Annotated in this window: 20 protein-coding genes and 1 pseudogene; 5 read left to right on the top strand and 16 right to left on the bottom strand. The window is 69.4% G+C overall.

The genetic code is table 11. From position 1 onward, the window contains the following. Positions 1 to 75 precede the first annotated feature (75 nt). From hemC to hemE, 3 genes and pseudogenes are all read right to left on the bottom strand, one after another. Positions 76 to 960, bottom strand: a pseudogene (gene hemC / locus J7D54_RS14440) (hydroxymethylbilane synthase); the annotation flags it as partial. Next, positions 957 to 2246 carry an NAD(P)/FAD-dependent oxidoreductase gene (locus J7D54_RS06805; protein WP_182764783.1) on the bottom strand — a complete coding sequence of 430 codons (1290 nt, stop codon included), beginning with the start codon at positions 2244 to 2246 and terminating at the stop codon, positions 957 to 959. The pseudogene hemC and the gene J7D54_RS06805, both read right to left, overlap by 4 nt. Next, positions 2243 to 3250, bottom strand: a complete 1008-nt coding sequence (hemE, locus tag J7D54_RS06800) for a uroporphyrinogen decarboxylase (protein ID WP_182764784.1) — start codon at positions 3248 to 3250, stop codon at positions 2243 to 2245. Before hemE ends, J7D54_RS06805 begins: the two co-directional genes overlap by 4 nt. A 57-nt stretch (positions 3251 to 3307) precedes the next feature. On the opposite strand from hemE, the gene J7D54_RS06795 reads away from it, so the two are divergent. From J7D54_RS06795 to hemQ, 3 genes are read left to right on the top strand one after another with little or no spacing between them, the layout of a single operon-like run. After that, positions 3308 to 4576: a glutamyl-tRNA reductase gene (locus J7D54_RS06795; RefSeq protein ID WP_245244220.1), complete on the top strand. Its 1269-nt coding sequence runs from the start codon at positions 3308 to 3310 to the stop codon at positions 4574 to 4576. Beyond that, positions 4573 to 5613 carry a ferrochelatase gene (locus J7D54_RS06790; protein ID WP_182764786.1) on the top strand — a complete coding sequence of 347 codons (1041 nt, stop codon included), beginning with the start codon at positions 4573 to 4575 and terminating at the stop codon, positions 5611 to 5613. The genes J7D54_RS06795 and J7D54_RS06790 overlap by 4 nt, the downstream gene beginning before the upstream one ends. 14 nt (positions 5614 to 5627) lie before the next feature. Then, the gene (hemQ, locus tag J7D54_RS06785) at positions 5628 to 6341 is read left to right on the top strand and encodes a hydrogen peroxide-dependent heme synthase (protein ID WP_182764787.1); all 714 of its coding nucleotides are present in this window, start codon (positions 5628 to 5630) and stop codon (positions 6339 to 6341) included. A gap of 54 nt (positions 6342 to 6395) precedes the next feature. Here the strand turns inward: hemQ and J7D54_RS06780 are convergent, their stop codons facing one another. The 11 genes from J7D54_RS06780 to J7D54_RS06730 all read right to left on the bottom strand — a co-directional run bounded on the left by J7D54_RS06780 (position 6396) and on the right by J7D54_RS06730 (position 15208). Then, positions 6396 to 6992, bottom strand: a complete 597-nt coding sequence (locus J7D54_RS06780; RefSeq protein WP_182764788.1) for a histidine phosphatase family protein — start codon at positions 6990 to 6992, stop codon at positions 6396 to 6398. Beyond that, positions 6989 to 7375 (bottom strand): ribosome silencing factor, encoded by a 387-nt coding sequence (gene rsfS / locus J7D54_RS06775; protein WP_182764789.1) that lies wholly within the window; start codon positions 7373 to 7375, stop codon positions 6989 to 6991. The genes J7D54_RS06780 and rsfS overlap by 4 nt, the downstream gene beginning before the upstream one ends. Beyond that, positions 7362 to 8030: a nicotinate-nucleotide adenylyltransferase gene (nadD, locus tag J7D54_RS06770; protein WP_182764790.1), complete on the bottom strand. Its 669-nt coding sequence runs from the start codon at positions 8028 to 8030 to the stop codon at positions 7362 to 7364. The genes rsfS and nadD overlap by 14 nt, the downstream gene beginning before the upstream one ends. Then, positions 8027 to 8164: a hypothetical protein gene (locus J7D54_RS06765; RefSeq protein WP_182764791.1), complete on the bottom strand. Its 138-nt coding sequence runs from the start codon at positions 8162 to 8164 to the stop codon at positions 8027 to 8029. Before J7D54_RS06765 ends, nadD begins: the two co-directional genes overlap by 4 nt. Positions 8165 to 8209: 45 nt before the next feature. Then, positions 8210 to 9451 carry a glutamate-5-semialdehyde dehydrogenase gene (locus J7D54_RS06760; protein WP_182764792.1) on the bottom strand — a complete coding sequence of 414 codons (1242 nt, stop codon included), beginning with the start codon at positions 9449 to 9451 and terminating at the stop codon, positions 8210 to 8212. 29 nt (positions 9452 to 9480) lie between these two features. Next, complete coding sequence (locus tag J7D54_RS06755) at positions 9481 to 10089, bottom strand: SemiSWEET family sugar transporter (protein ID WP_182764793.1); 609 nt, start codon at positions 10087 to 10089, stop codon at positions 9481 to 9483. Positions 10090 to 10148: 59 nt separating this feature from the next. After that, complete coding sequence (gene proB, locus J7D54_RS06750; RefSeq protein WP_182764794.1) at positions 10149 to 11249, bottom strand: glutamate 5-kinase; 1101 nt, start codon at positions 11247 to 11249, stop codon at positions 10149 to 10151. After that, entirely contained in the window at positions 11239 to 12738 is a 1500-nt protein-coding gene (gene obgE, locus J7D54_RS06745; protein ID WP_182764795.1) for a GTPase ObgE, read from the bottom strand. The genes proB and obgE overlap by 11 nt, the downstream gene beginning before the upstream one ends. A gap of 91 nt (positions 12739 to 12829) precedes the next feature. After that, positions 12830 to 13081, bottom strand: coding sequence for a 50S ribosomal protein L27 (gene rpmA, locus J7D54_RS06740; protein ID WP_076059232.1), 252 nt, complete (start codon positions 13079 to 13081; stop codon positions 12830 to 12832). An 11-nt stretch (positions 13082 to 13092) separates the two neighbouring features. Further along, positions 13093 to 13401, bottom strand: a complete 309-nt coding sequence (rplU, locus tag J7D54_RS06735) for a 50S ribosomal protein L21 (RefSeq protein ID WP_076059234.1) — start codon at positions 13399 to 13401, stop codon at positions 13093 to 13095. A 130-nt stretch (positions 13402 to 13531) separates the two neighbouring features. Continuing rightward, on the bottom strand, positions 13532 to 15208 hold the full coding sequence (locus tag J7D54_RS06730; RefSeq protein ID WP_245244181.1) for a ribonuclease J: 1677 nt from the start codon (positions 15206 to 15208) through the stop codon (positions 13532 to 13534). Between the two features lie 82 nt (positions 15209 to 15290). On the opposite strand from J7D54_RS06730, the gene J7D54_RS06725 reads away from it, so the two are divergent. Further along, positions 15291 to 15827, top strand: coding sequence for a GNAT family N-acetyltransferase (locus tag J7D54_RS06725; protein WP_182764797.1), 537 nt, complete (start codon positions 15291 to 15293; stop codon positions 15825 to 15827). Here the strand turns inward: J7D54_RS06725 and dapB are convergent, their stop codons facing one another. Then, a complete protein-coding gene (dapB, locus tag J7D54_RS06720; RefSeq protein ID WP_182764798.1) occupies positions 15828 to 16568 on the bottom strand; it encodes a 4-hydroxy-tetrahydrodipicolinate reductase in 741 nt (246 codons plus the stop codon). A gap of 135 nt (positions 16569 to 16703) precedes the next feature. Beyond that, the gene (locus tag J7D54_RS06715; RefSeq protein WP_182764799.1) at positions 16704 to 18920 is read right to left on the bottom strand and encodes a polyribonucleotide nucleotidyltransferase; all 2217 of its coding nucleotides are present in this window, start codon (positions 18918 to 18920) and stop codon (positions 16704 to 16706) included. Between the two features lie 248 nt (positions 18921 to 19168). Here J7D54_RS06715 and J7D54_RS06710 point away from each other — a divergent pair, with 248 nt between their 5' ends. Next, on the top strand, positions 19169 to 22525 hold the full coding sequence (locus tag J7D54_RS06710) for a bifunctional proline dehydrogenase/L-glutamate gamma-semialdehyde dehydrogenase (protein WP_182764800.1): 3357 nt from the start codon (positions 19169 to 19171) through the stop codon (positions 22523 to 22525). The last annotated feature ends 3 nt before the right edge of the window (positions 22526 to 22528 follow it).

Below are 22528 nucleotides of genomic sequence, written 5' to 3'. Positions count from 1 at the left end.
CGGCACAAAGATGCGCAGGCCGGCCAGCACGTCCTCGCCGCCCCAGAGCGACGAGTCGTCGTGGAGTTCAGCCAGCCGCGACGGACGCGAGGCGGTCAGCTCCGCCACCGTCTCAGCGCCCAGCTGCATCAGTTCCTCGGCGGCGATGGCCCCGGCGTGGTCGCTCAGGGTCACCCTGGCGGTCACCGATCTGCGGCCGTCGAGCGCGAAGACGGCGGCCTCGAGTTCGCCGTCGTGCCCGTGGGCCGCGATGGGCGCGGCGCAGCCGCCACCGAGGTTCTCCAGCACCACGCGCTCGGCCTCGACGGCAAGCCTGGTGTCAGGGTCTTCGAGGGCGGCGAGCTCTGCGGCCAGCACCTCGTCGTCGGTGCGGCATTCCAGGGCCAACGCGCCCTGGCCCGGGGCGGGGAGGATGGTCAGGTAGTCAGTGATGTGTTGCGTCATGCCCAGTCGTTCGAGGCCGGCGGCGGCGAGCACCACGGCGTCGAGGTCGTCTGTCTTGACGCGAGCCAACCGCGTACCCACGTTCCCGCGGATGTCGACGTAGAGCAGGTCCGGCCGCTGGGCGCGCAGCTGGGCGACGCGGCGGGGCGACCCGGTTCCCACGGTGGCCCCGGTGGGCAGCTGAGCGAACGTTAGCCCGTCCCGGGCGCACAGTGCGTCGCGGGCGTCGGCGCGCAACGGGATGGCGGCGATCCTCAGGCCCGGCACCGGCGCGGTGGGCAGGTCCTTCAGTGAGTGGACGGCGAAGTCGCAGACCCCGTCCAGCAGGGCGGTACGCAGTTCCGCAGCGAAGACCCCCAGCCCACCGAGTTGGGTGAGGGAGCCGCGCTCCACGTCGCCGCCGGTGCGGATCCGCACCAGTTCAACCTCGTGCCCCCGGTCGCGCAGCGCGTCGGCGATCAATTCCGACTGCGCCACGGCGAGGGCTGATCCCCTGGTGCCCAGCTTCAGCTTCATCTCACCACTCTTGTCGTTCCCGCCACCACGGCGGCGATCCCATTGCCGTCCAGCCAGGCGCCGACCAGATCGACGCCGGCCTCGAGCGCCGTCTCCACGATGAAGTCGCGGTTCGAGGCGTCGATGCGGGTGGGCATTGAATCCCAGCCTACCGACGCGAACCCGAGCACTTCGTGCTCCTGGATCTCCACGCCCACGAACCGAGAAGCGTCCCGGAGGGCGTCCGCGCGGGTGGCCAGGATGTGTTCGGGATAGCTGAGGCGCAGCACGTGCTGCCCGGTCTCAGCCCACGGCCACTTGGCCGAATAGTGCGTCAGCGCGCGGGCGTGCAACGTGTCGTCGCGCTCCGCCAACAGGACGCCCGAACCGACGGGATGGGCATCGAGCGCAGGTGTGGTCACGGCGAGCAACGCCGAGCGGGCGGTCCGGACGGGTGGCACCTGGATCTCGACCCCGAGATTGCCCAGCAGCACTCCGGCGGGCGCGGCGGGGGTGGCGATGACGACACGCTCGACGTCCAGCACCTCACCGTCATGCAGCGTCAGCAGGAAGCCCGATCCCCCGCGGCGCAGCGACGACACCGACGCCGAGGTGCGCACGCTGCCGCCGGCCGTGACGAAACGCTCCGCGATGGCGGTGATGAGGCGGAACATCCCGCCGATCGGTTGTTCGACGGCGGCGCTGCCCGGGCCGCGCACCAGCGCGACCGCCGCGAGCAGCGAACCCTCGGTGGCCAGCGCCTCCAGCAGCGTCGGCGCGAACGCCGAGAGCGGCATCTTGTCCGGCGACAGGGAGTACACGCCCTGGGCGACGGGGGCCACCAACTTGGCGAGGGCCGCCTCGCCCAGGCGGGCCCGCACCAGGTCGCCCACCGTCGTGGCCGTGGCCCCGACGTGGCGCCCGAGTTGCGCTTCGGCCGCGACGGCGGCGAATTCATCCGGCTCGAGGACAGCCAGAGCGGGGTCGTCGAGCGAACTGGGGATGCCCAGCACGCCCTCAGCCATGGGGAAGGTGCCATGCCGCCACCAGATGTGGGGCGTGCCCTGGGGCGCCGCCACCTCGAGTCCGAGGTCCTCACAGAGGGCCCGCACGACCCCGCCACGCGTGGCGTAGGCCTCCGCGCCCGAGTCGACCTCGACGGAGCCGAGCCGCAGGGGCGCAATCATGCCGCCCAGCCGAGGCGCCGCCTCCCGCAGTTCGACGGTGTGACCCGCCTCCTGCAGCCGCAGGGCGGACAACACTCCGGCGAGGCCGCCACCGATGACGGCGACGCGCGAGCCGCTCACAGCTCGTGGATGAGGGCCACCAGGTCGGTGAGCACCTCGGGATCAGTGGTGGGCGGGACCCCGTGGCCCAGGTTCACGACGTGCGCGGGTGCCTGGCGACCGCGCTCGACGACATCACGGGTGTGGGCCTCCAGGGCGTCCCAGCCGGCGGCGAGCATCGCGGGATCGATGTTGCCCTGCAGCGGAACCCCCGGCACGAGCCAGGCGGCCTCGTCGAGGGGCGTTCGGTAGTCGACACCCAGGGTCTCGACGCCGATCTCGGCCATGTCGGTGAGGAGGTGGCGGGTGCCGACGCCGAAGTGGATGCGGGGCACGCGGCCCTCGACCGCGGCCATCACCCGCGCCGAGTGCTGCTGCACCTTCCCGGTGTAATCCGCGCGGCTGAGGGAGCCGGCCCAGGAGTCGAACAGCTGCACGGCGCGGGCGCCGGCGTCGATCTGCACGTTCAGGAACTCGCCCGAGAGCTCCGCGGCCCAGTCGAGCAGCCTGTGCCACGCCGCCGGATCCGCATGCATCATGGCGCGGGCCTGCAGGTGGTCACGCGAACCGCGGCCCTCCACCAGATACGCCGCCAGCGTGAACGGGGCGCCGGCGAAGCCGATGAGCGGAGTGCTCTCTCCCAGCTCTGCGACGACCAGCCGCACGGCCTCCGAGATCGCCGAGGGGTCCTCGATCCGGTGGCCGACGACCCTGTCGACGTCGGCGGCGGTGCGGATGGGGTTCTCGATCACGGGCCCGATGCCCGGCTCGATGTCCACATCGACGCCTGCCAGCACGAGGGGCGTCATGATGTCGGAGAAGAAGATGGCCGCGTCCACCTTGTGACGGCGCACCGGCTGCAGCGTGATCTCCGCCGCCAACTCGGGTTTCAGGCAGGCCTCGAGGATGGTGGTGCCCACGCGGGCGGCCTTGTATTCGGGGAGGGAGCGGCCGGCCTGGCGCATGAACCAGACGGGGAGCTTCTCGGGACGCTGCCCGATGAGGGCTGAAAGCAGTGAACTCATGGTGAGTTCGATTCTGCCCTATCGGGCAAAGGTGGTTGAATGAGGCTCACTGTGACAATGCGTGTCTTCTCCATTCAGCACAACCGGCAGGGCCTGTCCGAGGTCGAGCGGATTGCCGCCGACATCGAGGGGATGGTCGACCGGCTCCGCGACGTGCCGGAAGTGACCGGCGCCGTGGTGCTCAGCACCTGCAACCGCGTCGAGATCATCCTCGACACCAACGGCGAGGCCACGCCGGGGCAGCTGCGAGCCGCCCTGAACGACCACTTCGCCACCCCGCCGGCCTGGGACCTGTACCTGGGTGAGGCGGCCCTCAGCCACGTCTTCCGCGTCGCCGCGGGGCTCGACTCCATGGTGGTGGGCGAGCGCGAGATCGCAGGCCAGCTGCGCCGCGCCCTCATGGATGCCCAGGACCTCGGCTACACGTCGCTGCCGCTCAACATCGCCGTCGAGGAGGCGCTGAAGACATCCCGCCGCGTCGCACGCGAAACCAGCCTCGAGGGCGCCGGGCGCTCCGTCGTGAGCGCGGGCCTGGACCTCATCGACGTCGCGGACTGGCCCTCAGCCCGGGTGCTGGTGGTGGGCACCGGTTCCTACGCGGGGGCCGTGGTCGCTGCTGCCCGAACCCGCGGCGTCACCAACCTGACGGTCCACTCCGCCAGCGGCCGCGGGGCCCACTTCGCCGAGAGCCACGGCATCGGCCACATCGAATCGCTGCCCGACGCGCTGCCCTCCGCAGACGTCGTGGTGACGTGCCGGGGCCGCGGCGGTCATGTGGTCACCCCCGCGGACGTCACCGGCCCCGCCCGCTTCCTGGACCTGTCGCTCAACCGCGACGTCCACCCCGCCGTCGCCACGCTGCCCGGCGTGCACGTCGTGGACCTGGCCACCATCCAGCAGTCCGTCGGCTCCGGCATCGCGGAGGACACCCGTCGCGCCCAGTCGATCGTCAACGAGGGCCTCGCCGAGGCGCGCACCAAGCTCCGCGCCCGCGTCGTCGACCCCGCCGTGGTGGGCCTGCGCGAGGCCGTCATGGGCCTCGTGGACGACGAGGTCACCCGCCTGCCCAACCGCCTGTTGTCGCACGACGACGCGGCGCTCGCGCTGCGCCGGCTGGCCACCCGCCTGCTGCACATCCCCTCCACCCGTGCCAAGCTGGCCGCCCAACGCGGCCGCACGGATGAATACCTCAACGCCATGGCGGAGCTCTATGGCATCGGGGAAACCCCCGGCATCGACGCCGACGCCCTGGAGACAGATTCCTGCCCGGCGACCAGCCTGAGCGTGACTGATCTCGATTCAACCCTCGACAGGGAGGCCATGTGACCCTCGAGCCCTACAGCGCAGTGCTGTTCGCTTCCTACGGAGGACCGAACAAACCTGACGACGTGCTGCCGTTCATGCGCAACGCCACCGCCGGCAAGAACATCCCGGATGAACGCCTCCTGGAGGTCTCCGAGCACTACATGCTGTTCGGCGGGAAGTCCCCGATCAACGAGCTCAACGCCGCCCTCATGGAGGCGGTGCGCGCCGAACTGGCACGCCGCGGCATCGAGGTGCCCGTCGTCATCGGCAACCGCAACTGGACGCCCTACATCGGCGACACCGTCGACGAGCTGATCGGCGACGGCCACACCCGCGTCCTCGCGCTGGCCACCTCCGCGTACCGCTCCTACTCCAGCTGCCGCCAGTACTGCGAGGACCTCCTGGGCGCCCGCGACGGCAAGGACATCGAGATCGACAAGATCGACCCGTTCGCGGAGACCCCTGAGTTCGTCTCCGCCAACGCCCGCGCGGTCGTCGACGGGGTGCGCACCATGTGGGGCCGCATCGGCGACGGCGAACTCAGGGTGCTGTTCGTGACCCACTCCATCCCGCTCACGATGAACCAGGCCTCCGCCACCGGCGAGCCCGAGAGCCGCTACGACGCCCAGCACCTGAGGGTCGCCGAGGCGGTGGCCCGCGAGGCGTCCGAGACGCTCGGCGAGACCCTCACCTGGGAGCTCACCTACTGCTCGCGCTCCGGCGCCCCGCACATCCCGTGGCTGGAGCCCGACATCAACGACCGGCTCGAAGAGGTCGCCGAAGAGGGCGTGGCCGGCGTCGTCGCGGTGCCGTTCGGCTTCATCAAGGACCACATGGAGGTGGCCTACGACCTCGACACCGAGGCCAAGCAGACCGCCGAGCGCCTCAGCCTCCCCTACGAGAGGGCCGCCACCGTCGGCACCGATGAGGGTTTCGTCGCGATGCTCGTGGACAAGCTGCTGCACCGCGCGGCTGTGGCCAGGGGCGAGGCGGAAGACACCACCATCTGTCAGTTCTCGACGGGACGGTGCTGCCTGCCCCGTCCAGCAACCACCTGAGGAAGGCACCTGAGATGAGCAAGCACCCCGGTCGCGACGAACGCGACCAGACCGATGTCGACCTCGAGGCCATCAACCAGCAGTCGCTCTACGCCATGTATTCGGTGTTCGAGCTGGCCGCTCCACTGCCTCTCGACGTGGACCTCACGTCGGTTGAGCAGAAGATGGCAGACCTGGGCGTCACCGTGCGCGGGTTCTACGACGTCGCCGGCTTCCGCGCCGACGCCGACCTGATGGTCTGGACCCTCTCCGACGACCCCCAGAAGCTGCAGGCCGCCTACCACGCGCTGCGCCGCAGCGCGCTGGGCGACTACCTCTCCCCCGTGTGGTCCGTGGTGGCGGTGCACCGCCCGTCCGAGTTCAACCGCGCCCACGTGCCCAGCTGCTTCGCCGGCTTCGCCCCGCGCCCCTGGCTGACCGTCTACCCCTTCGTGCGCAGCTTCGACTGGTACTACCTCGACGAAGAACACCGCTCCAAGATGCTCATGGAGCACGGCATCGCCGGCCGTGAATACCCCGACGTCGTCGCCTCGACGTTGTCTGCTTTCGCCTTGGGCGACTACGAGTGGATCCTCGCCTTCGAGGCGGACGAACTGCACCGGCTCACCGACGCGATGCGCCACCAGCGCGGCGTCGAGGCCCGCCTCCACGTGCGGGAGGAGACCCCGTTCTTCACCGGGCCGCGCGTCGAGTTGGCCCAGTGGATTGAGCGCCAACCGCGCGTCTGACCCGCAACTGCAGAGCACCCACGCCCACCCGGGCGTGGGTGCTCTGCTGTTCGATCAGCCGACGTTGTGGGCCAGCAGGCGCCAGGCGCCGTGCGCGTGACCCACTTCGGAGTGGTGCGCGTTGGCGAGGCTGCCGAGCACCCGGCCCTCGAGGCCCAGCAGCGAGTGCAGCACTCGGTTGAGGAACAGCCCGTGGGAGACGATCAGCGCGGTGCCGCCGTCGTGTCTCTCCGCGATCTCCAGCAGCGCCGGCCTGCCGCGCTCCACCACCTCTGCGAGCGTCTCGCCCTCGGGCGAGCGCCGGAAGTCGACGCCGTCGGCGTACTTGGCCTCATAGTCCGGCATCAGCGCGTGCACCTCACCCCAGGTGAGGCCTGCCCACGAGCCCACGTTGATCTCCATCAACCGTGGGTCGACGACAAGCTCAGCCTCGGGCCGAACGATGCGGGCCGTCTCCGCGGCACGCACGAGCGGCGAGGTGTACACGGCATCGAAGTGGAAAGGCACCAGACGGTCGCGCGCGGCCTCGGCCTGCCGTCGACCCGTGTCGTTGACGGGGATGTCCGCATGGCCCTGGAACCTGCCCTGGGCGTTGTGGTCCGTCTCACCGTGCCGCAGCAGCACCAGGCGGGTGGCGTGAGCGATCCTCACAGCTCCTCGTCTGCCTCCTCAGGCAGGTGGATGTCGAGCGGGATCTGGGGGCAGTCCTTCCAGAGCCTCTCCAGGTTGTACAGCAGCCGCTCTTCGGTGTGCTGGGCGTGCACGACGAAGTCGATGTAGTCGAGCAGCACCCAGCGGTTCTCGCGGTCACCCTCGCGGCGCACGGGCTTGCGGCCGGCCTTGAGCAGTGCCTCCTCCACACCGTCGACGATGGCGCCCACCTGGCGCTCGTTGCCTGCCGAGGCGATGAGGAACACGTCCGTGATGGACAGCTGTTCCGACACGTCGAAGGCGACGATGCTGTGGCCCTTCTTGTCGGCCGCGGCCTGGGCGGCGATCCGGACGGGCTCGAGCACGTCGTCAGGAATGGTCATCTGGAACTCCTGTCATGGGGGCCGGGTACAGCCCCCGCTTTGCGATGTACTGCACGATACCGTCCGGGACGAGGTACCAGATGGGCTGATGGCCCCGGACGCGGTCGCGGCAGTCTGTGGATGAGATGGCCAGCGCGGGCACCTCGAGGAGCGTGACCGCACTCTCGGGGAGGTGGCGCAGGTCGTCCTTCGTCATGGGGACGCCGGGCCGGGTCACGCCGACGAAGTGGGCCAGGTCGAAGAGTTGTTCGGCGCCGCGCCACGTCAGGATCTGGCGCAACGCGTCTGCTCCGGTGATGAAGAACAGGTCCGTGTTGTCGCCACGCTCAGCGCGGAGGTCGCGGAGCGTGTCGACGGTGTAGGTGTCGCCTTCGCGGTCGATGTCGACGCGCGAGACGGAGAAGCGGGGGTTCGAGGCCGTCGCGATGACCGTCATCAGGTAGCGGTCCTCGGCCAGCGAGACCCGACGGTGCCGCTTCTGCCAGGGCACACCCGTCGGCACGAAGACGACCTCGTCAAGGCCGAACTGGGCGGCCACTTCCGACGCGGCCACGAGGTGGCCGTGGTGGATGGGGTCGAAGGTGCCACCCATGACGCCCAGGCGCCAGCGGCCAGGGCGCTCTAGCCGCGCCTCCCCCAGTTCCGTCGACGTCACCGGCTGTTGGGCCGACCGGATCCGAAGCCGATGAGCCAGACGACCACGCCCAGGAGGATCACGAGGACGATGGCACCCATGACCCAACTCGGCACGAGTGGGGCTTCAGCGGCAGTCTCCAGAAGAAGGTTCATGGCAGGGGATCCTAGCAATCAGTGGTGGTGGTCAGGGTGGTTTGCTCAGCCGCGGACCTGGCCGGCGCCTTCGATGACGTACTTGGAGCTGGTCATCTCGGGAAGGCCCATGGGGCCGCGGGCGTGCAATTTCTGGGTGGAGATGCCGATCTCGGCGCCGAAGCCGAACTCGCCACCGTCGACGAACCGGCTGGACGCGTTGACCAGGACGGCGGCCGCGTCGACCTCCGCCGCGAAGCGGTCCGCGGAGGTGCGGGAACGGGTCACGATGGTCTCGGAGTGGCCGGTGGTGTGGGCCCGGATGTGGGCCAGGGCCTCGTCGAGGGAGTCCACTACCTTCGTCGCCAGGTCCAGCGTGAGGTACTCGGCGTCGTACTCGTCAGCGGCGGCAGGCACCACGGCGTCGGAGTAGGCGCGGGTGGCGTCGTCCCCGTGCACGGTGACGCCGGCGCCGGAGAGGGCCTCCAACGCGCGGGGCAGGAACGCGTCGGCGATGTCGCGGTGCACCAACAGTGTCTCGGCGGCGTTGCACACGCTGGGCCGTTGGGTCTTGGCGTTCAGCAGGATGGTGATCGCCTGGTCGATGTCGGCGTCCGCGTCGACGAAGACGTGGCAGTTGCCGGTGCCGGTCTCGATCACGGGCACCGTGGAGCCGTCCACCACTGCCTGGATGAGGCCGGCGCCGCCGCGCGGGATGAGCACGTCCACCAGGCCGCGGGCCCGCATCAGCTCACCGGTGACCTCGCGGCCCCCCTCGATCAGGTGCACCGCGTCAGCGGTGACCCCGGCGTCGGTGAGCCCCTTGCGCAGCGCTGCGATGGTGACGCGGTTGGTGTTCAGGGCCGACGACGAGCCACGCAGCAGGGCGGCGTTGCCGGACTTCAGGCAGATGCCGGCGGCGTCGGCCGTGACGTTGGGGCGCGCCTCGTAGATGATGCCGACCACGCCGAAGGGGACCCGCACCTGGCGGACGGAGACGCCGTTGGGGAGCTTCCAGCCGCGGACCACGTCGCCGACGGGGTCCGGCAGCGCGGCGAGGTCTCGGAGGCCCTGCACCATGGCGTCAATGCGGGCGGGCGTCAGTTTCAGCCGGTCGACGATGGATTCCTCGGTGCCGGCGCTGCGGGCGTTGGCGACGTCGACCTCGTTGGCCTCGAGCAGCTCGTGCTCGGCGGCCGCCAGCGCGTCAGCCATGGCCTGGAGGGCCGTGTCCTTCTGGGCGCGGTTCAGCGCTGCGAGCTCGACGGACGCCTGGCGGGCAGCGATGGCCTGATCACGAAAGTCCATGCCCGAGAGTCTAGGCCAGCCCTCCCTGGTCAGGAGACGGCGACCACGTCCGGGGTGCTGCCTGCGCGCGCCCGCCGCACCAGGTAGACGGCGAGGTTCGCGACGCAGGAGAGCGTCATCGCCCCGGCGCAGATGATCAGCGCCCAGTCCGGCTTGAACATCCCGAAGCCGAACCACATGGCCTGCACGATCAGCATCAGGGTGAGGTAGCTGCCGGAAACGCCCTCGACATGGGGTGCAGTGACCAGTTCGCGCAGTTGCGCGAACTGACCCACCAGTTGCGGCACGAGGACGGCGAAGCCGAAGAAGACGGGCCCCAGCCACAGGTTGAGGCCGGAGAGGGACAGGGCTACGACGACGGGGAGCACGAGGTGGTGGGCGACGGACTCGCCGCGGTCGCGGAGCACGAAGACGACGATGGCCAGCGAAGCCACCGTGAGGAGCACGTTGGGCACCTGCATCTGCGGCGACTGCGCCAGGAAACCGTGGACGGCCCAGGCGGCGGTGCTGCCGGTGACCAGCTGCCACAGCGTCAATGACACGCCGGCGCTGGTGCCCGACCTGAGGATGCGGACCAGTTGCGGGATGCTGGACGACACGCCCAGCGCAGCTGCGAACCAGCCGAAGACCTCAATCACGCCTGCCAGCTTAAGTCGCGGCGCCGAACTAGACCAATCGGCCTGACAAACCCGGGGGTTCAGTCGTTCAGCATCATCACGTCACGGTGGACGGCGGGGCGCTGCCGGGTGTGCCCGGCCTCGCTGCTGGAGTGCCCGGCCTCGGCCTGCAGCTGCGCGCTCGAATAGCCGGCGAAACCCCGGCCGAGCGGTTCGTTGTCCGGGCCGATGATCTCCACCGGCTCGCCCTCGGCGAACGTGCCCTTCACCTCACGAATGCCCGCGGGCAACAGCGACGCCTTTGTGGCGAGAAGTGCCCGCCTGGCCCCGGCGTCGATGTGCAGCCAGCCCCTGGGCTCCGCGGCGAACGCCAGCCACAGCAGGCGGCGCGGACGGCGCTTCCGGCGGGCCGGGAAGTAGGTACCCACCTCGGCGCCGGCGAGCGCCTCCTCCAGGTCGTCGGCGTGGCCCAGCACGACGCTGACCCCGGCCTGCGTCGCGATGTCCGCCGCCTGGAGTTTCGTCTGCATGCCGCCGGTGCCCACCCGCGAACCGAGCCGGGAGGTGTCGACATTCAGGTCCGCGATGTCCTCGACGACTGTGATCTTCTCCGCCCCGGGGGTGTCCGGGTGCGCGGTGTACAGGCCGTCGACGTCGCTCAGCAGGACCAGCGCGTCGGCGCGCACGAGGTGGGCGACGAGGGCGGCGAGCCTGTCGTTGTCGCCGAAGCGGATCTCGTGGGTGGCGACGGTGTCGTTCTCGTTGATGATCGGCACCACGTCGAGGCGGAACAGCCGCGAAATGGTGTTCAGCGCGTTGCGGTAGGTCTTGGGGCGCAGGACGTCCTCGACTGTCAGCAGCAGCTGCGCCACGTTGACGCCGTGCTCGGCGAACGCGTCGGAGTAGTGCCGGATGAGCAGGCCCATCCCGACGGCGGCGGCAGCCTGCTGGGTTTCAAGATCCCGCGGCCGGCGGCGCAGCCCCAAGGGCGCAAGGGCGGCCGCGATTGCACCAGAGGTGACCAGCACCACCCGGACGCCCCGGTGGTGCAGTGCGGAGAGCGAGTCCGCGAGCCGCGCGATGCGGTCGTGGTCGAGATGGCCGTCGGGGAGGGTCAGCGATGACGACCCGACCTTGACGACGACACGCTTCGCCTGGGAGACCGCTGTCCTACTCGTCATCCTCGCCCTCGGAGTCCATGCCGGTGACGGCGTAATCCACGCTCGCCTTCGCGGCATGGTACTCCGCATCGAGACGCCGGCGCTTCATGACCGAGGGCCGTTCCGAATCCAGGCGGATGTCCTCGCCACGACGGCCGAGGTTCTCCGCGCCGATGTCGATCTGCGGCGCAAAGTCGAACACGACGGGGTTGTCGCCGCCACCGATCGCCACGGCGTCGCCGGCCTCGGCGCCCATCTCCAGCAGCTTGTTCTCCACGCCGATGCGGTTGAGCCTGTCTGCGAGGTAGCCCACCGCTTCCGCATTGTTGAAGTCCGTCTGCCGGATCCAGCGCTCGGGCTTCTCGCCGCGCACGCGCCAGACGAAGCCGCCCTCGCCGTCGCCCTTCTTGGCGATGGTGAACTCCTCGATGGGGCCACGCCTGCGCGCCACGGGCTCGGGACGCAGCACGGTCTTCGGCGCGGCGGCCTCCGGCAACGAGGCCCGGCGTGCGGCGACGATCTCCGCCATCCGGTACTTCAGCTCATTGAGCCCTTCGCCCGTCTTGGTGGAGATCTCGAAGATGGGCATCCCGAGCTTCTCGAGCTCGGGACGCGAGATCTCCGCCAGATCAGGGGCGTCCGGGAGGTCCATCTTGTTCAGCGCGATGAGCCGCACGCGGTCCTCGAGCCCGCCATGGGCGGCGAGCTCGGCCTCGATGACCTCCAGGTCGGAGATCGGGTCGCGGCCGGGCTCATAGGTGCCCAGGTCGATGACGTGGACCATGGCCTGGCAGCGCTCGATGTGGCGCAGGAAGTCGAAGCCGAGGCCCCGCCCCTCCGAGGCGCCCTCGATGAGGCCCGGCACGTCGGCGACGGTGTAGGTCACGTCGCCGGCCACGACCACGCCGAGGTTGGGCACCAGCGTCGTGAACGGGTAGTCGGCGATCTTGGGCCGCGCCCGCGAAATGGCGGCGATCAGCGACGACTTGCCGGCCGAGGGGAACCCGACCAGGCCGACGTCGGCCACCACCTTGAGCTCGAGCTGGACCTGGCGGCCCTCGCCCTCCTCACCGAGCAGCGCGAAGCCGGGGGCCTTGCGCGTAGCGGTGGCCAGCGCAGCGTTGCCGAGGCCACCCCGGCCGCCTTGGGCCACGACGAACTCGGCGCCGGGCTCCGTCAGGTCTGCCAGCACCTCGCCGGTGTCCGCGTCGGTGACGATGGTCCCGCTGGGCACGTCGAGGATGATGTCGCCGGCCTTCGCGCCGTGCTGGTTGTCTCCCCTGCCCGGCTCACCGTTGTTCGCCTTGCGCAGGGACTGCCGGTGGTAGTCCACCAGCGTCGACATGGAGTCGTCCACCCGGAAGATGACAGAGCCGCCGTCGCCACCGTTGCCGCCGTCCGGGCCACCGAGGGGCTTGAACTTCTCACGGTGCACAGAGGCGCAACCGTGCCCGCCGTTGCCGGCCTGCACGGTGAACTTGACGCGGTCGACGAATGAGGGAATAGCCACGATGGGCTCCAATCTGCCGGAACTGAATACCGGTTCTTCCGAAAATAGCAAGAACGGCCCCGGAGGGCCGTTCTCGAAGTGTTTTACCTGATCAGACGGTGACGATGTTGACGACGCGGCGACCGCGCTTCACACCGAACTCCACCTGGCCCTCGACAAGGGCGAACAGGGTGTCGTCGCCACCGCGGCCGACGCCGTCGCCCGGGTGGAAGTGGGTGCCGCGCTGGCGGACGATGATCTCGCCGGCTCCGACGAGCTGGCCGCCGTAGCGCTTCACGCCGAGACGCTGAGCGTTCGAGTCGCGGCCGTTGTGCGTCGAGGACGCGCCTTTCTTATGTGCCATCTCTAGTCTCCTCAGGCCTTGATGTCGGTGACTTTGACCTGGGTGTACCGCTGACGGTGACCCTGGCGCTTCTTGTAACCGGTCTTGTTCTTGTACTTCATGATCCGGATCTTCGGACCCTTGGTCATACCGAGAACCTCGGCGGTGACGGACACCTTGCCGAGCTTCTTGGCGTCAGAGGTGATCTTGTCGCCGTCAACCAGCAGCAGCGGCTGCAGGGTGACGGTACCGCCGACCTCTTCGGACACCAGGTCGATGTCCAGGACGTCGCCAACAGCAACCTTGTGCTGACGTCCACCGTTGCGCACGATCGCGTACACGACTGACCTACCTTCTTGGATTTCAAATGAGTTTCTCGGGTGCCCAACCCGGAATGACCCAGGGGGCAAAGCACCGATGGACCACTCTACGCGGTCCATCCGATCCGGGTCAAACCGGGTTCGTGTGCTGCTACGTGGTGACGACCACGGGCACGATCATGGGGCGGCGACGCAGGCGTCGCGAGACCCACTGGCCCAGCGCCCGACGGGTCACCTGCTGGAGGCGCTGCGTGTCGTTGACTCCGTCGCGCATGGCGTCCCGAAGTGCCTCCTCGACCCGCGTCCTGGCCTCGTCGAACGCGCTGGCGTCCTCTGCGAGGCCCCGGAACTGGATCTCCGGGCCGGAGACGACGGTGCCGTTGTGCAGGTCCACCACGGCGATGACGGACACGAAGCCCTCCTCGCCGAGGATGCGACGGTCCATGATCGATTCCGAGATGTCGCCCACGGTGGCTCCGTCGACGAAGATGTAGCTGGCGTCGACCGAGCCGACCTTCTTCGCCACGCCGTTCTTCAGGTCGACGACGTCGCCGTCGCCGATGACGAGCACGTTGCTGCTCGGCACGCCCGTGGATTCGGCCAACTTGCCGTTGGCGATGAGGTGGCGCACCTCGCCGTGGACGGGCATCACGTTGCGCGGGCGGATGATGTTGTAGCAGTAGAGCAGTTCGCCAGCCGACGCATGGCCGGAGACGTGCACCATCGCGTTACCCTTGTGCACCACGTTGGCGCCGAGCTTGGCCAGGCCGTTGATCACGCGGTAGACGGAGTTCTCGTTGCCCGGGATCAGGGAGCTGGCCAACAGCACCGTGTCTCCGGGGCCCACCTCGACGACGGGGTGGTCGCGGTTAGCGATCCGGCTGAGCGCCGCGAGCGGTTCGCCCTGTGAGCCGGTGGAGACGATGACCACCTTGTCTGCGGGGTACTTGTCGATGTCCTTCATCTCGATCAGCGTGCCGGCCGGGACCGTGAGGTAGCCCAGGTCCCGCGCCGTCGACATGTTGCGCACCATCGAGCGTCCGACGTAGACGACCTTGCGGCCGTGCTTGACGGCCATGTTCATCACCTGCTGGATGCGGTGGACGTGCGAGGCGAAGCTCGCCACGATCAGCTTGCCCTTCGCACCCTCGAACACGCGCTGCATGGCGGGCTCGATGTCCTTCTCGTGGGTGGTGAAACCGGGGGTCTCGGCGTTGGTGGAGTCCACCAGGAAGAGGTCCACGCCCTCCTCCCCCAGACGCGCGAAGCCGCGCAGATCCGTGATCCGCCCGTCGAGCGGCAGCTGGTCCATCTTGAAGTCGCCCGTGTGCAGGACGGTGCCGCCCTTGGTGCGGATGGCCACGGCGAGGGCGTCGGGGATGGAATGGTTGACGGCGAGGAACTCGAATTCGTAGTTGCCGATCTCGATGATCTCCCCCTCCTCCACGGCGTCGAGTTCGAACTCGCGGATGCGGTGCTCGCGGAGCTTGGCGGCCAGGAAGGCCAGCGTCAGCTTGGAGCCGTACACGGGGATGTCGTTGCGGCGCTTGAGGAGGTAGGGCACGGCGCCGATGTGGTCCTCGTGTCCGTGCGTCAGCACGAGCGCCACGATGTCGTCGAGCCTGTCGGTGAGGTAGTCGAGGCCCGGGAGGATCAGGTCGACGCCCGGGTGGTCGTCCTCGGGGAACAGCACCCCGCAGTCGACGATCGCGATCTGGCCATCGATTTCGAAGGCCGTCATGTTGCGGCCGACGTCACCCAACCCGCCGAGAGGGATCACCCGCAAGGTGCCAGGGGCAAGTTTCGGTGGCGTCTTCACTTCAGTCATGGTCCCCAACACTACTTCACCCACCGTGGGCCCGACCACACCTGTGGATGCGCCGACGCCGGCAGCCCATAAGATGGCACGCATGTCTGCCATCGACACCGTGCGCCTCGCACTCCCCCAGGAAGCCGTCGACATCGCCCGCATCCAGCGGCGCGCCTGGACCGACGGCGGGGTCCTGTCGGCCGCGGCGGGCGAGGTGAGCGCGGATGAAGCCACCCGGGCCTGGCACGAGGCGATCGTCAAGCCGCCGCTGGCACACCTGCGGGTACTGGTGGCCATCGCGGAGGCAGGGGTCGTCGGATTCGCCGTCACGGGCCCCTCGGGTGATCCGGACCGCGACGTGTCGGACGGCTACATCGCTGAGTTCGTGGTGGACCCGAAGCACCGGGGCCAGGGCCACGGGTCGCGGCTGATCAACGCCGCCGTCGACACGCTGCGCAAGGACGGCTACCAGGTGGCCACCATGTGGGTGCCGTCTGCCGACGACTCCCTGCGCCAATTCCTGAACAGCTGCGGCTGGGCACCCGATGGGGCCCACCAGCGCGTCGGTGTCGGTGAGGACGAGGCAACGGCGATCAAGCTGCTGCGGTTCCACACCGACATCTCCGACGCCGGCTGATCAGAGGCCGAGGACCGTGTCCATCTCCAGGGTGAGGCCCGGGTTGTCCATCACGTAGCGGATGCCCTCGAGCACGCCCGGCATGAACGAGACCCGCTCGAACGAGTCGTGACGGATCGTGAGCGTCTCTCCTGTCTCACCCAGCAACACCTCCTGGTGGGCCACCAGGCCCTGCAGGCGCACGCCGTGGATGTGGATGCCGTCGACCACGGCGCCCCGTGCCCCGGAGTCGTGCACGGTGGCGTCTGGAACCGGCCCGAGGCCCGCCTCTGCGCGGGCGCGGGCGATGCGGTGCGCCGTCGTGGTGGCGGTGCCCGACGGGGCGTCGGCCTTGTTCGGATGGTGCAGCTCGACGATCTCCACCGAGGGGTAGAACGGCGCGGCGATCGCGGCGAACTTCATCATCAGCACGGCGCCGATGGAGAAGTTGGAGGCGATGAGGACGCCCACGCCGGGGTGCGCCTCGGCCAGTGCCCGCACCTCGGCCACCCGCTCCTCCGTGAACCCGGTGGTGCCGATGACCATGTTGATGTCGCGCTCCAGACACCAACGGATGTTGTCCATGACCGCGTCCGGGTGGGTGAAGTCGACGACGACCTCCGCCCGTCCGACCTGGCTGCGGTCCTCATTGATGTCGACGCCGCCGGACGTCGCCATGTCGTCCGCCCGGTTGACCGCACGCACGACCTCGCTACCCATTTTTCCGCTGACGCCGAAGATTCCGACTCGGATCTCTCGCATGATGACCTCTCACTCAGGGGCTGTCAGGACCATCCAAGCAGAGGATTTGTCCGCGCCACCAACCGGCCGACCGATGGACGACGAAGGGGCGGGCCCGTTACCGGACCCGCCCCCGTCAATCAGGGTGGTTACTGATCAGTTCTCTTCGCCGGCTGCTTCCTCGGCCTCGTTGTCTTCGACAACCGGAACCAGGGACAGCTTGCCGCGGTCGTCGATCTCGGAGATCTCGACCTGCAGCTTCTGGCCGACCGACAGCACGTCTTCGACGTCCTCGACGCGCTTGCCACCGGCAAGGGCGCGCAGCTTCGAGATGTGCAGCAGGCCGTCCTTGCCCGGCATCAGGGACACGAACGCGCCGAACGAGGTGAGCTTCACGACGGTGCCAAGGTAGCGCTCACCCTTCTCCGGCAGGTGCGGGTTGGCGATCTGGTTGATGTGGGCAACAGCGGCCTCAGCCGCTTCGCCCGTGGTCGCGCCCACGTACACGGTGCCGTCATCTTCGATTGCGATGTTGGCGCCGGTCTCCTCCTGGATCTGGTTGATGATCTTGCCCTTGGGGCCGATGACCTCACCGATCTTGTCCACGGGGATCCGCAGCGAGATGATCCGCGGTGCGTAGGGGCTCATCTCGTCCGGCACGTCGATGGCCTCGCTCATGACGTCGAGGAGCGTGTGGCGGGCGTCGCGGGCCTGCAGGAGGGCCTTCTGCAGCTCGATGGCGGGGATGCCGTTGAGCTTGGTGTCGAGCTGGAGCGCGGTGACGAAGTCACGCGTGCCGGCCACCTTGAAGTCCATGTCGCCGAGTGCGTCCTCCGCCCCCAGGATGTCGGTCAGCGCGACGTACTTGGTCTCGCCGTCGACCTCTTCGCTCATCAGGCCCATCGCGATACCGGCGACGGGGGCCTTGAGGGGCACGCCGGCGTTCAGCAGCGACAGGGTGGAGGCGCAGACGGAACCCATCGACGTGGAGCCGTTGGAGCCGAGGGCTTCCGACACCTGACGGATGGCGTAGGGGAACTCGGAGCGGGTGGGCAGCACCGGGATGAGCGCACGCTCAGCCAGGGCGCCGTGGCCGATCTCGCGACGCTTGGGCGAACCCACGCGGCCGGTCTCACCGGTGGAGTACGGCGGGAAGTTGTAGTTGTGCATGTAGCGCTTGGTCGACTCCGGCGAGAGCGTGTCGATCTTCTGCACCATGTCCAGCATGTTCAGCGTGGAGACACCAAGGATCTGGGTCTCGCCGCGCTGGAACAGCGCCGAGCCGTGCACGCGCGGGATGACCTCGACCTCGGCCGACAGCGTACGGATGTCGCTGGGGCCACGGCCGTCGATGCGGACGTGCTCCGTGAGGGTGCGGTGGCGCACGACGCTCTTGGTGAGCGCCTTGAGGGCCGCGGAGACCTCGTTCATACGGTCGGCGAAGCGCTCGGCGAGCTGCTCCTGCACATCCTGACGGATGGCGTGGGTGGCGTCGTCGCGCTCCTGCTTGCCGGCGATCTGCATGGCCTCGGCCACGCGGTCCTTGGCGAGCTCCTCGACGGCGGCGTACACGTCTTCCTCGTGGTCACGGAAGACCGGGAAGTCGTAGGTTTCCTTGGGCATCTTCGCGGCGAGCTCCGACTGGGCGTCGCACAGTGCCTTGATGAACGGCTTGGCCGCTTCGAGGCCCTGCCCGACGATCTCCTCGTTCGGGGCGGTCTTGCCCGCACGCACGAGCTCCCAGGTCGCCTCGGTGCCGCCGGCCTCGACCATCATGATGGCCACGTCGCCGTCGGCCAGCACGCGGCCGGCCACGACCATCTGGAAGGCGGACTTGTTGACCTGCTCGACGGTGGGGAATGCCACCCACTGGTCGTCGATGAGTGCGACGCGGACGCCACCGATGGGGCCGGAGAACGGCAGGCCCGCGATCTGGGTGGACATCGACGCGGCGTTGATGGCCACGACGTCGTACATGACGTCGGGGTTGAGGGACAGCACGGTCACGACGACCTGGACCTCGTTGCGCAGCCCCTTGACGAAGGCGGGGCGCAGCGGCCGGTCGATCAGGCGACAGGCCAGGATGGCGCCCTCACCGGGGCGTCCTTCGCGGCGGAAGAACGAACCGGGGATGCGGCCGGCTGCGTACATGCGCTCCTCGACGTCCACCGTGAGGGGGAAGAAGTCGATGGCGTCGCGGGGGGTCTTCTGTGCGGTGGTCGCCGACAGCAACATGGTGTCGCCGTCGAGGTAGACGGCGGCCGAGCCATCGGCCTGCTGGGCCAGATAACCGGCCTCGAAACGAACTGTGTGCTTGCCGAAAGAACCGTTGTCAATCACGGCCTCAGCAAATTCAATGCCTGGTCCTTCCACGGACAGGCTCCTTTCATGTGAGCTGCCGCCCCGCCCTCGTGGCGGGATCTGCCCACCGCGCCTGCCGGTCTTCGATCGAGGCCCGCGGGGGTAGAACACCCGAGAGCCACTACCGAGGACCAGACGGACACCTGGCTGGGCGGCAACTTGTTTTTCATTGTTATGAAGTTGTCACCGCACAGCTTAGCCGTCAGGCACGAGATAGGCGGATTCGGCGCGGCTGCGACGGGCCCTTGAAACAATGAGGCATGTCACCTGAGTTGCCGGCCACCGTTGTCGAGGCGGCCGTTTCCACCGCGCGCCGGTGGGCGGATGAGGCCCGCCACCACCCCGAACCACGAGCCGCCACCCTGCTGGGGGACGCGCTGAAGGATCCGGGCGGTCTGCGTTTCACCCTGGACTTCGTCGACGGCGTGCTGCGGCCGGAGGACACCGCCGTCGCTGCCGGCAATCTGGCGGCACTGGCCCGCCGCCCCGCCCGTTTCCTCCCCCCGCCGCTGCGGCTGGGCCTGCGGTCGGTGGCCCCCGTGGCCCGCCCCGCGCTGGGGGTGGTGCGACGCGCGTTCACCGCCGTGGTGGGCGACCTCGTCGTGGACTTCGGCAGATCCCTCGGGCCTGCACTGGCGCGCCTCCGCAGAGGCGGCGCGGATCTCAACGTCAACCTGCTGGGCGAGGCGGTGCTGGGTGAGCGCCACGCGGCCAGCAGGCTCCGCCGCACGATGGAACTGGTCGAGCGCGACGACGTCGACTACGTCTCCATCAAAGTGTCTTCCGTGCTCGGCCCGCACGCGCCCTTCGCCCACCGCGCCACCGTCGACGAGGCCGTCCACCGGCTGCGGCCGCTCTTCTCCCTGGCGAAGGAGCACGACACGTTCGTGAACCTCGACATGGAGGAGTACCGGGACCTCCATCTGACGCTCGACGTGTTCCGCGCCCTCCTGTCCGAACCCGGGCTGCGGGGTGTCCGAGCGGGTGTCGCGGTGCAGACCTACCTCAGGGAGTCGCTGCTGCTGCTCGGCGAGCTCGACCAGTTCGCCCGCGGACACGTCGCGGCGGGCGGTCATCCGGTGAAGGTCCGCCTCGTGAAGGGCGCCAACCTCGCCATGGAGCGGGTCAACGCCGAGGTGCGGGGCTGGGACAACCCCATCTGGGGTTCGAAGGAGGAGACCGACGCGAGCTATCTGCGCGCGCTGGACTTCTGCCTGACGCCGGAGCGCGCAGCGCACCTCCACACCGGGGCGGCCAGCCACAACGTCTACACCCTCGCCGCGGCCTGGGAGATCGCCAAGGCACGCCGCGTCACCGACGCGCTGGACATCGAGATGCTCTCCGGCATGGCCACCCCACTCCAGCGGGTGCTGTTGAGCGACGTCGGCAGGCTGCGGCTCTACGTCCCTGTGGTACCTCGCGCCGAGTACGACTCCGCCATCGCCTATCTGGTGCGCAGGCTCGAAGAGAACGCGGCGCCTGAGAACTTCATGTCGGGCGCCGTCGGCCTCGGCCACGACGCGGCCTTCCTCGACCTGGAGGAACGGCGGTTCCGCACCGCCCTCGGTCACCTCGACGACCCCGTTCCGCAGCGCTGGGCGGGCCAGGACCGCCACGCTCCGGGTCGCGGCTTCACCAACGCGCAGGACACCAACCCCGCGCTGCTGGAGAATCAGCGCTGGGCCGCCGAGCTCCACGACCGGCTACCCGCCCCTTCGCTGGGTCTCAGCACCCTCCAGCACCACACGATCACCGAGGTCGCCGAGGTCGACGCGCTGTTGGAACGTGGCAGGAAGGCCGGGATGGCCTGGTTCCGGACGCCGCCGTCCGACCGGGTGGCCGCACTCCACCGACTGGCCGTCGAACTGGAATCCCTGCGCGGCGACCTCATCACCGTGGCCGGCGACGAGGTGGGCAAGCTCATCGACCAGGCCGACGTGGAGGTCTCCGAGGCGGTGGACTTCGCCAACTACTACGCGTCGCTGGCCCAGGAATCCGTCCCGGGCACCGAGCACGTCCCACCCCGGCTCACGACGGTCGCCCCGCCCTGGAACTTCCCCATCGCGATCCCGCTGGGTGGTGTCGCGACCGCGCTGGCCGTCGGCTCGGCCGTCGTCCTCAAGCCCGCTCCCCCGGCGCGGCGCACCGCAGCGCTGCTCGCCGAGGCCTGCTGGCGCGCCGGCCTCCCGGAGGACCTGGTGCAGCTGGCCATCGTCGGCGACGGGCTGGTCAGCAAGCTCCTCATCACGGATCCCCGGGTCGACCTCGTGGTGCTCACCGGCGCCGCCGAGACGGCAGAGTTGTTCCGTTCCTGGCGCCCCGCCCTCCCCCTGCTGGCCGAGACGTCCGGCAAGAACGCCATCATCGTCACGCCGTCGGCGGACCTGGATCTGGCCGTGGCAGACCTCGCGAACTCCGCCTTCGGACATGCGGGGCAGAAGTGCTCAGCGGCGTCCCTGGGCATCCTCGTGGGCTCCGTGGCGCGCTCGAGGCGTTTCCGGAGCCAGTTGCTCGACGCGGTGCGGTCCCTGAAGGTGGCCTGGCCGACCGCCCCCCCAGCGCAGATGGGGCCGCTCACCGAACCCCCTGGCGAGAAACTCCTGAGGGGCCTGACGCGCCTGGAGCCCGGCCAGCGGTGGCTGCTCGAACCCAAGCGGCTGGACACCCGCCTGTGGCGCCCGGGCATCCGCGCCGGCGTGCTGCCCGGCAGCGAGTACCACCAGGTGGAGTACTTCGGCCCCATCCTGGGGCTGATGGCCGCCCAGGACCTCGACGAGGCCATCGCGTGGCAGAACGGCACCGATTTCGGCCTGACGGCCGGCCTGCACAGCCTGGACCCGGATGAGGTCGCGCGGTGGGTGGAGCGGGTGCAGGCCGGCAACGCCTACGTGAACCGCTCGATCACCGGCGCGGTCGTCCGCCGCCAGCCGTTCGGCGGCTGGAAGCGCTCGGCCGTGGGTGCGGGCGGCAAGGCGGGTGGCCCTAACTACCTCACGGGCTTCGGCACCCACCGGGCGGTCGCCGTCGACCACCGCCCCACCGACACCACGGTGTCCACCCCTCCCCTGGCACGGCTGCTCCGCGGGGCGGAGACTGTCCACGGGGTCGACATAGCCCGGCTGACAGCGGCTGTCGCCTCCGACGAGGAGGCGGCCCGCACGGTCTTCGGGGTGCCGCACGACCCGTCGGCGCTCGCCGTCGAGATCAACGTGCTGCGCTACCTCCCCACGCCTGTCACGGTGCGCGTGGAGACAGCCGATGCGACGTCGGTGCTCCGGGAGGCCTCGGCCGCCCTGGCCGCCGGGGCACCGGCCCGCTTCTCCTTCGCCACGGCGCCGGAGGAGACCCTGGTGAGGGTGTTGTCGGAGGCTGGCTTCGCGTACGGGACCCAGGCTGCGGACGACTTCGACCGGGCGGTCCGCGGGCGGGTCCGCTTCCTCGGTGCCCGCAGCCTGCTCACGGCAGTGCGCGGATCCATCGACGTCACCGCCTTCGACGGCGACCCGATGCTCCCTGGCCGGCTCGCCCTCCTGCCCTACGTGCGGGAGCAGGCCGTGTCGATCACGCACCACCGCTTCGGGCATCCCACCCACGTGGTCGACAAGGTGCGCTTCTAGCCC

This window comes from Tessaracoccus sp. MC1865, assembly GCF_017815535.1.
Classification (GTDB): domain Bacteria; phylum Actinomycetota; class Actinomycetes; order Propionibacteriales; family Propionibacteriaceae; genus Arachnia.
Note: the sequence above shows the minus strand (reverse complement) of the source record. Positions and strands in the feature narration are given on the sequence as shown.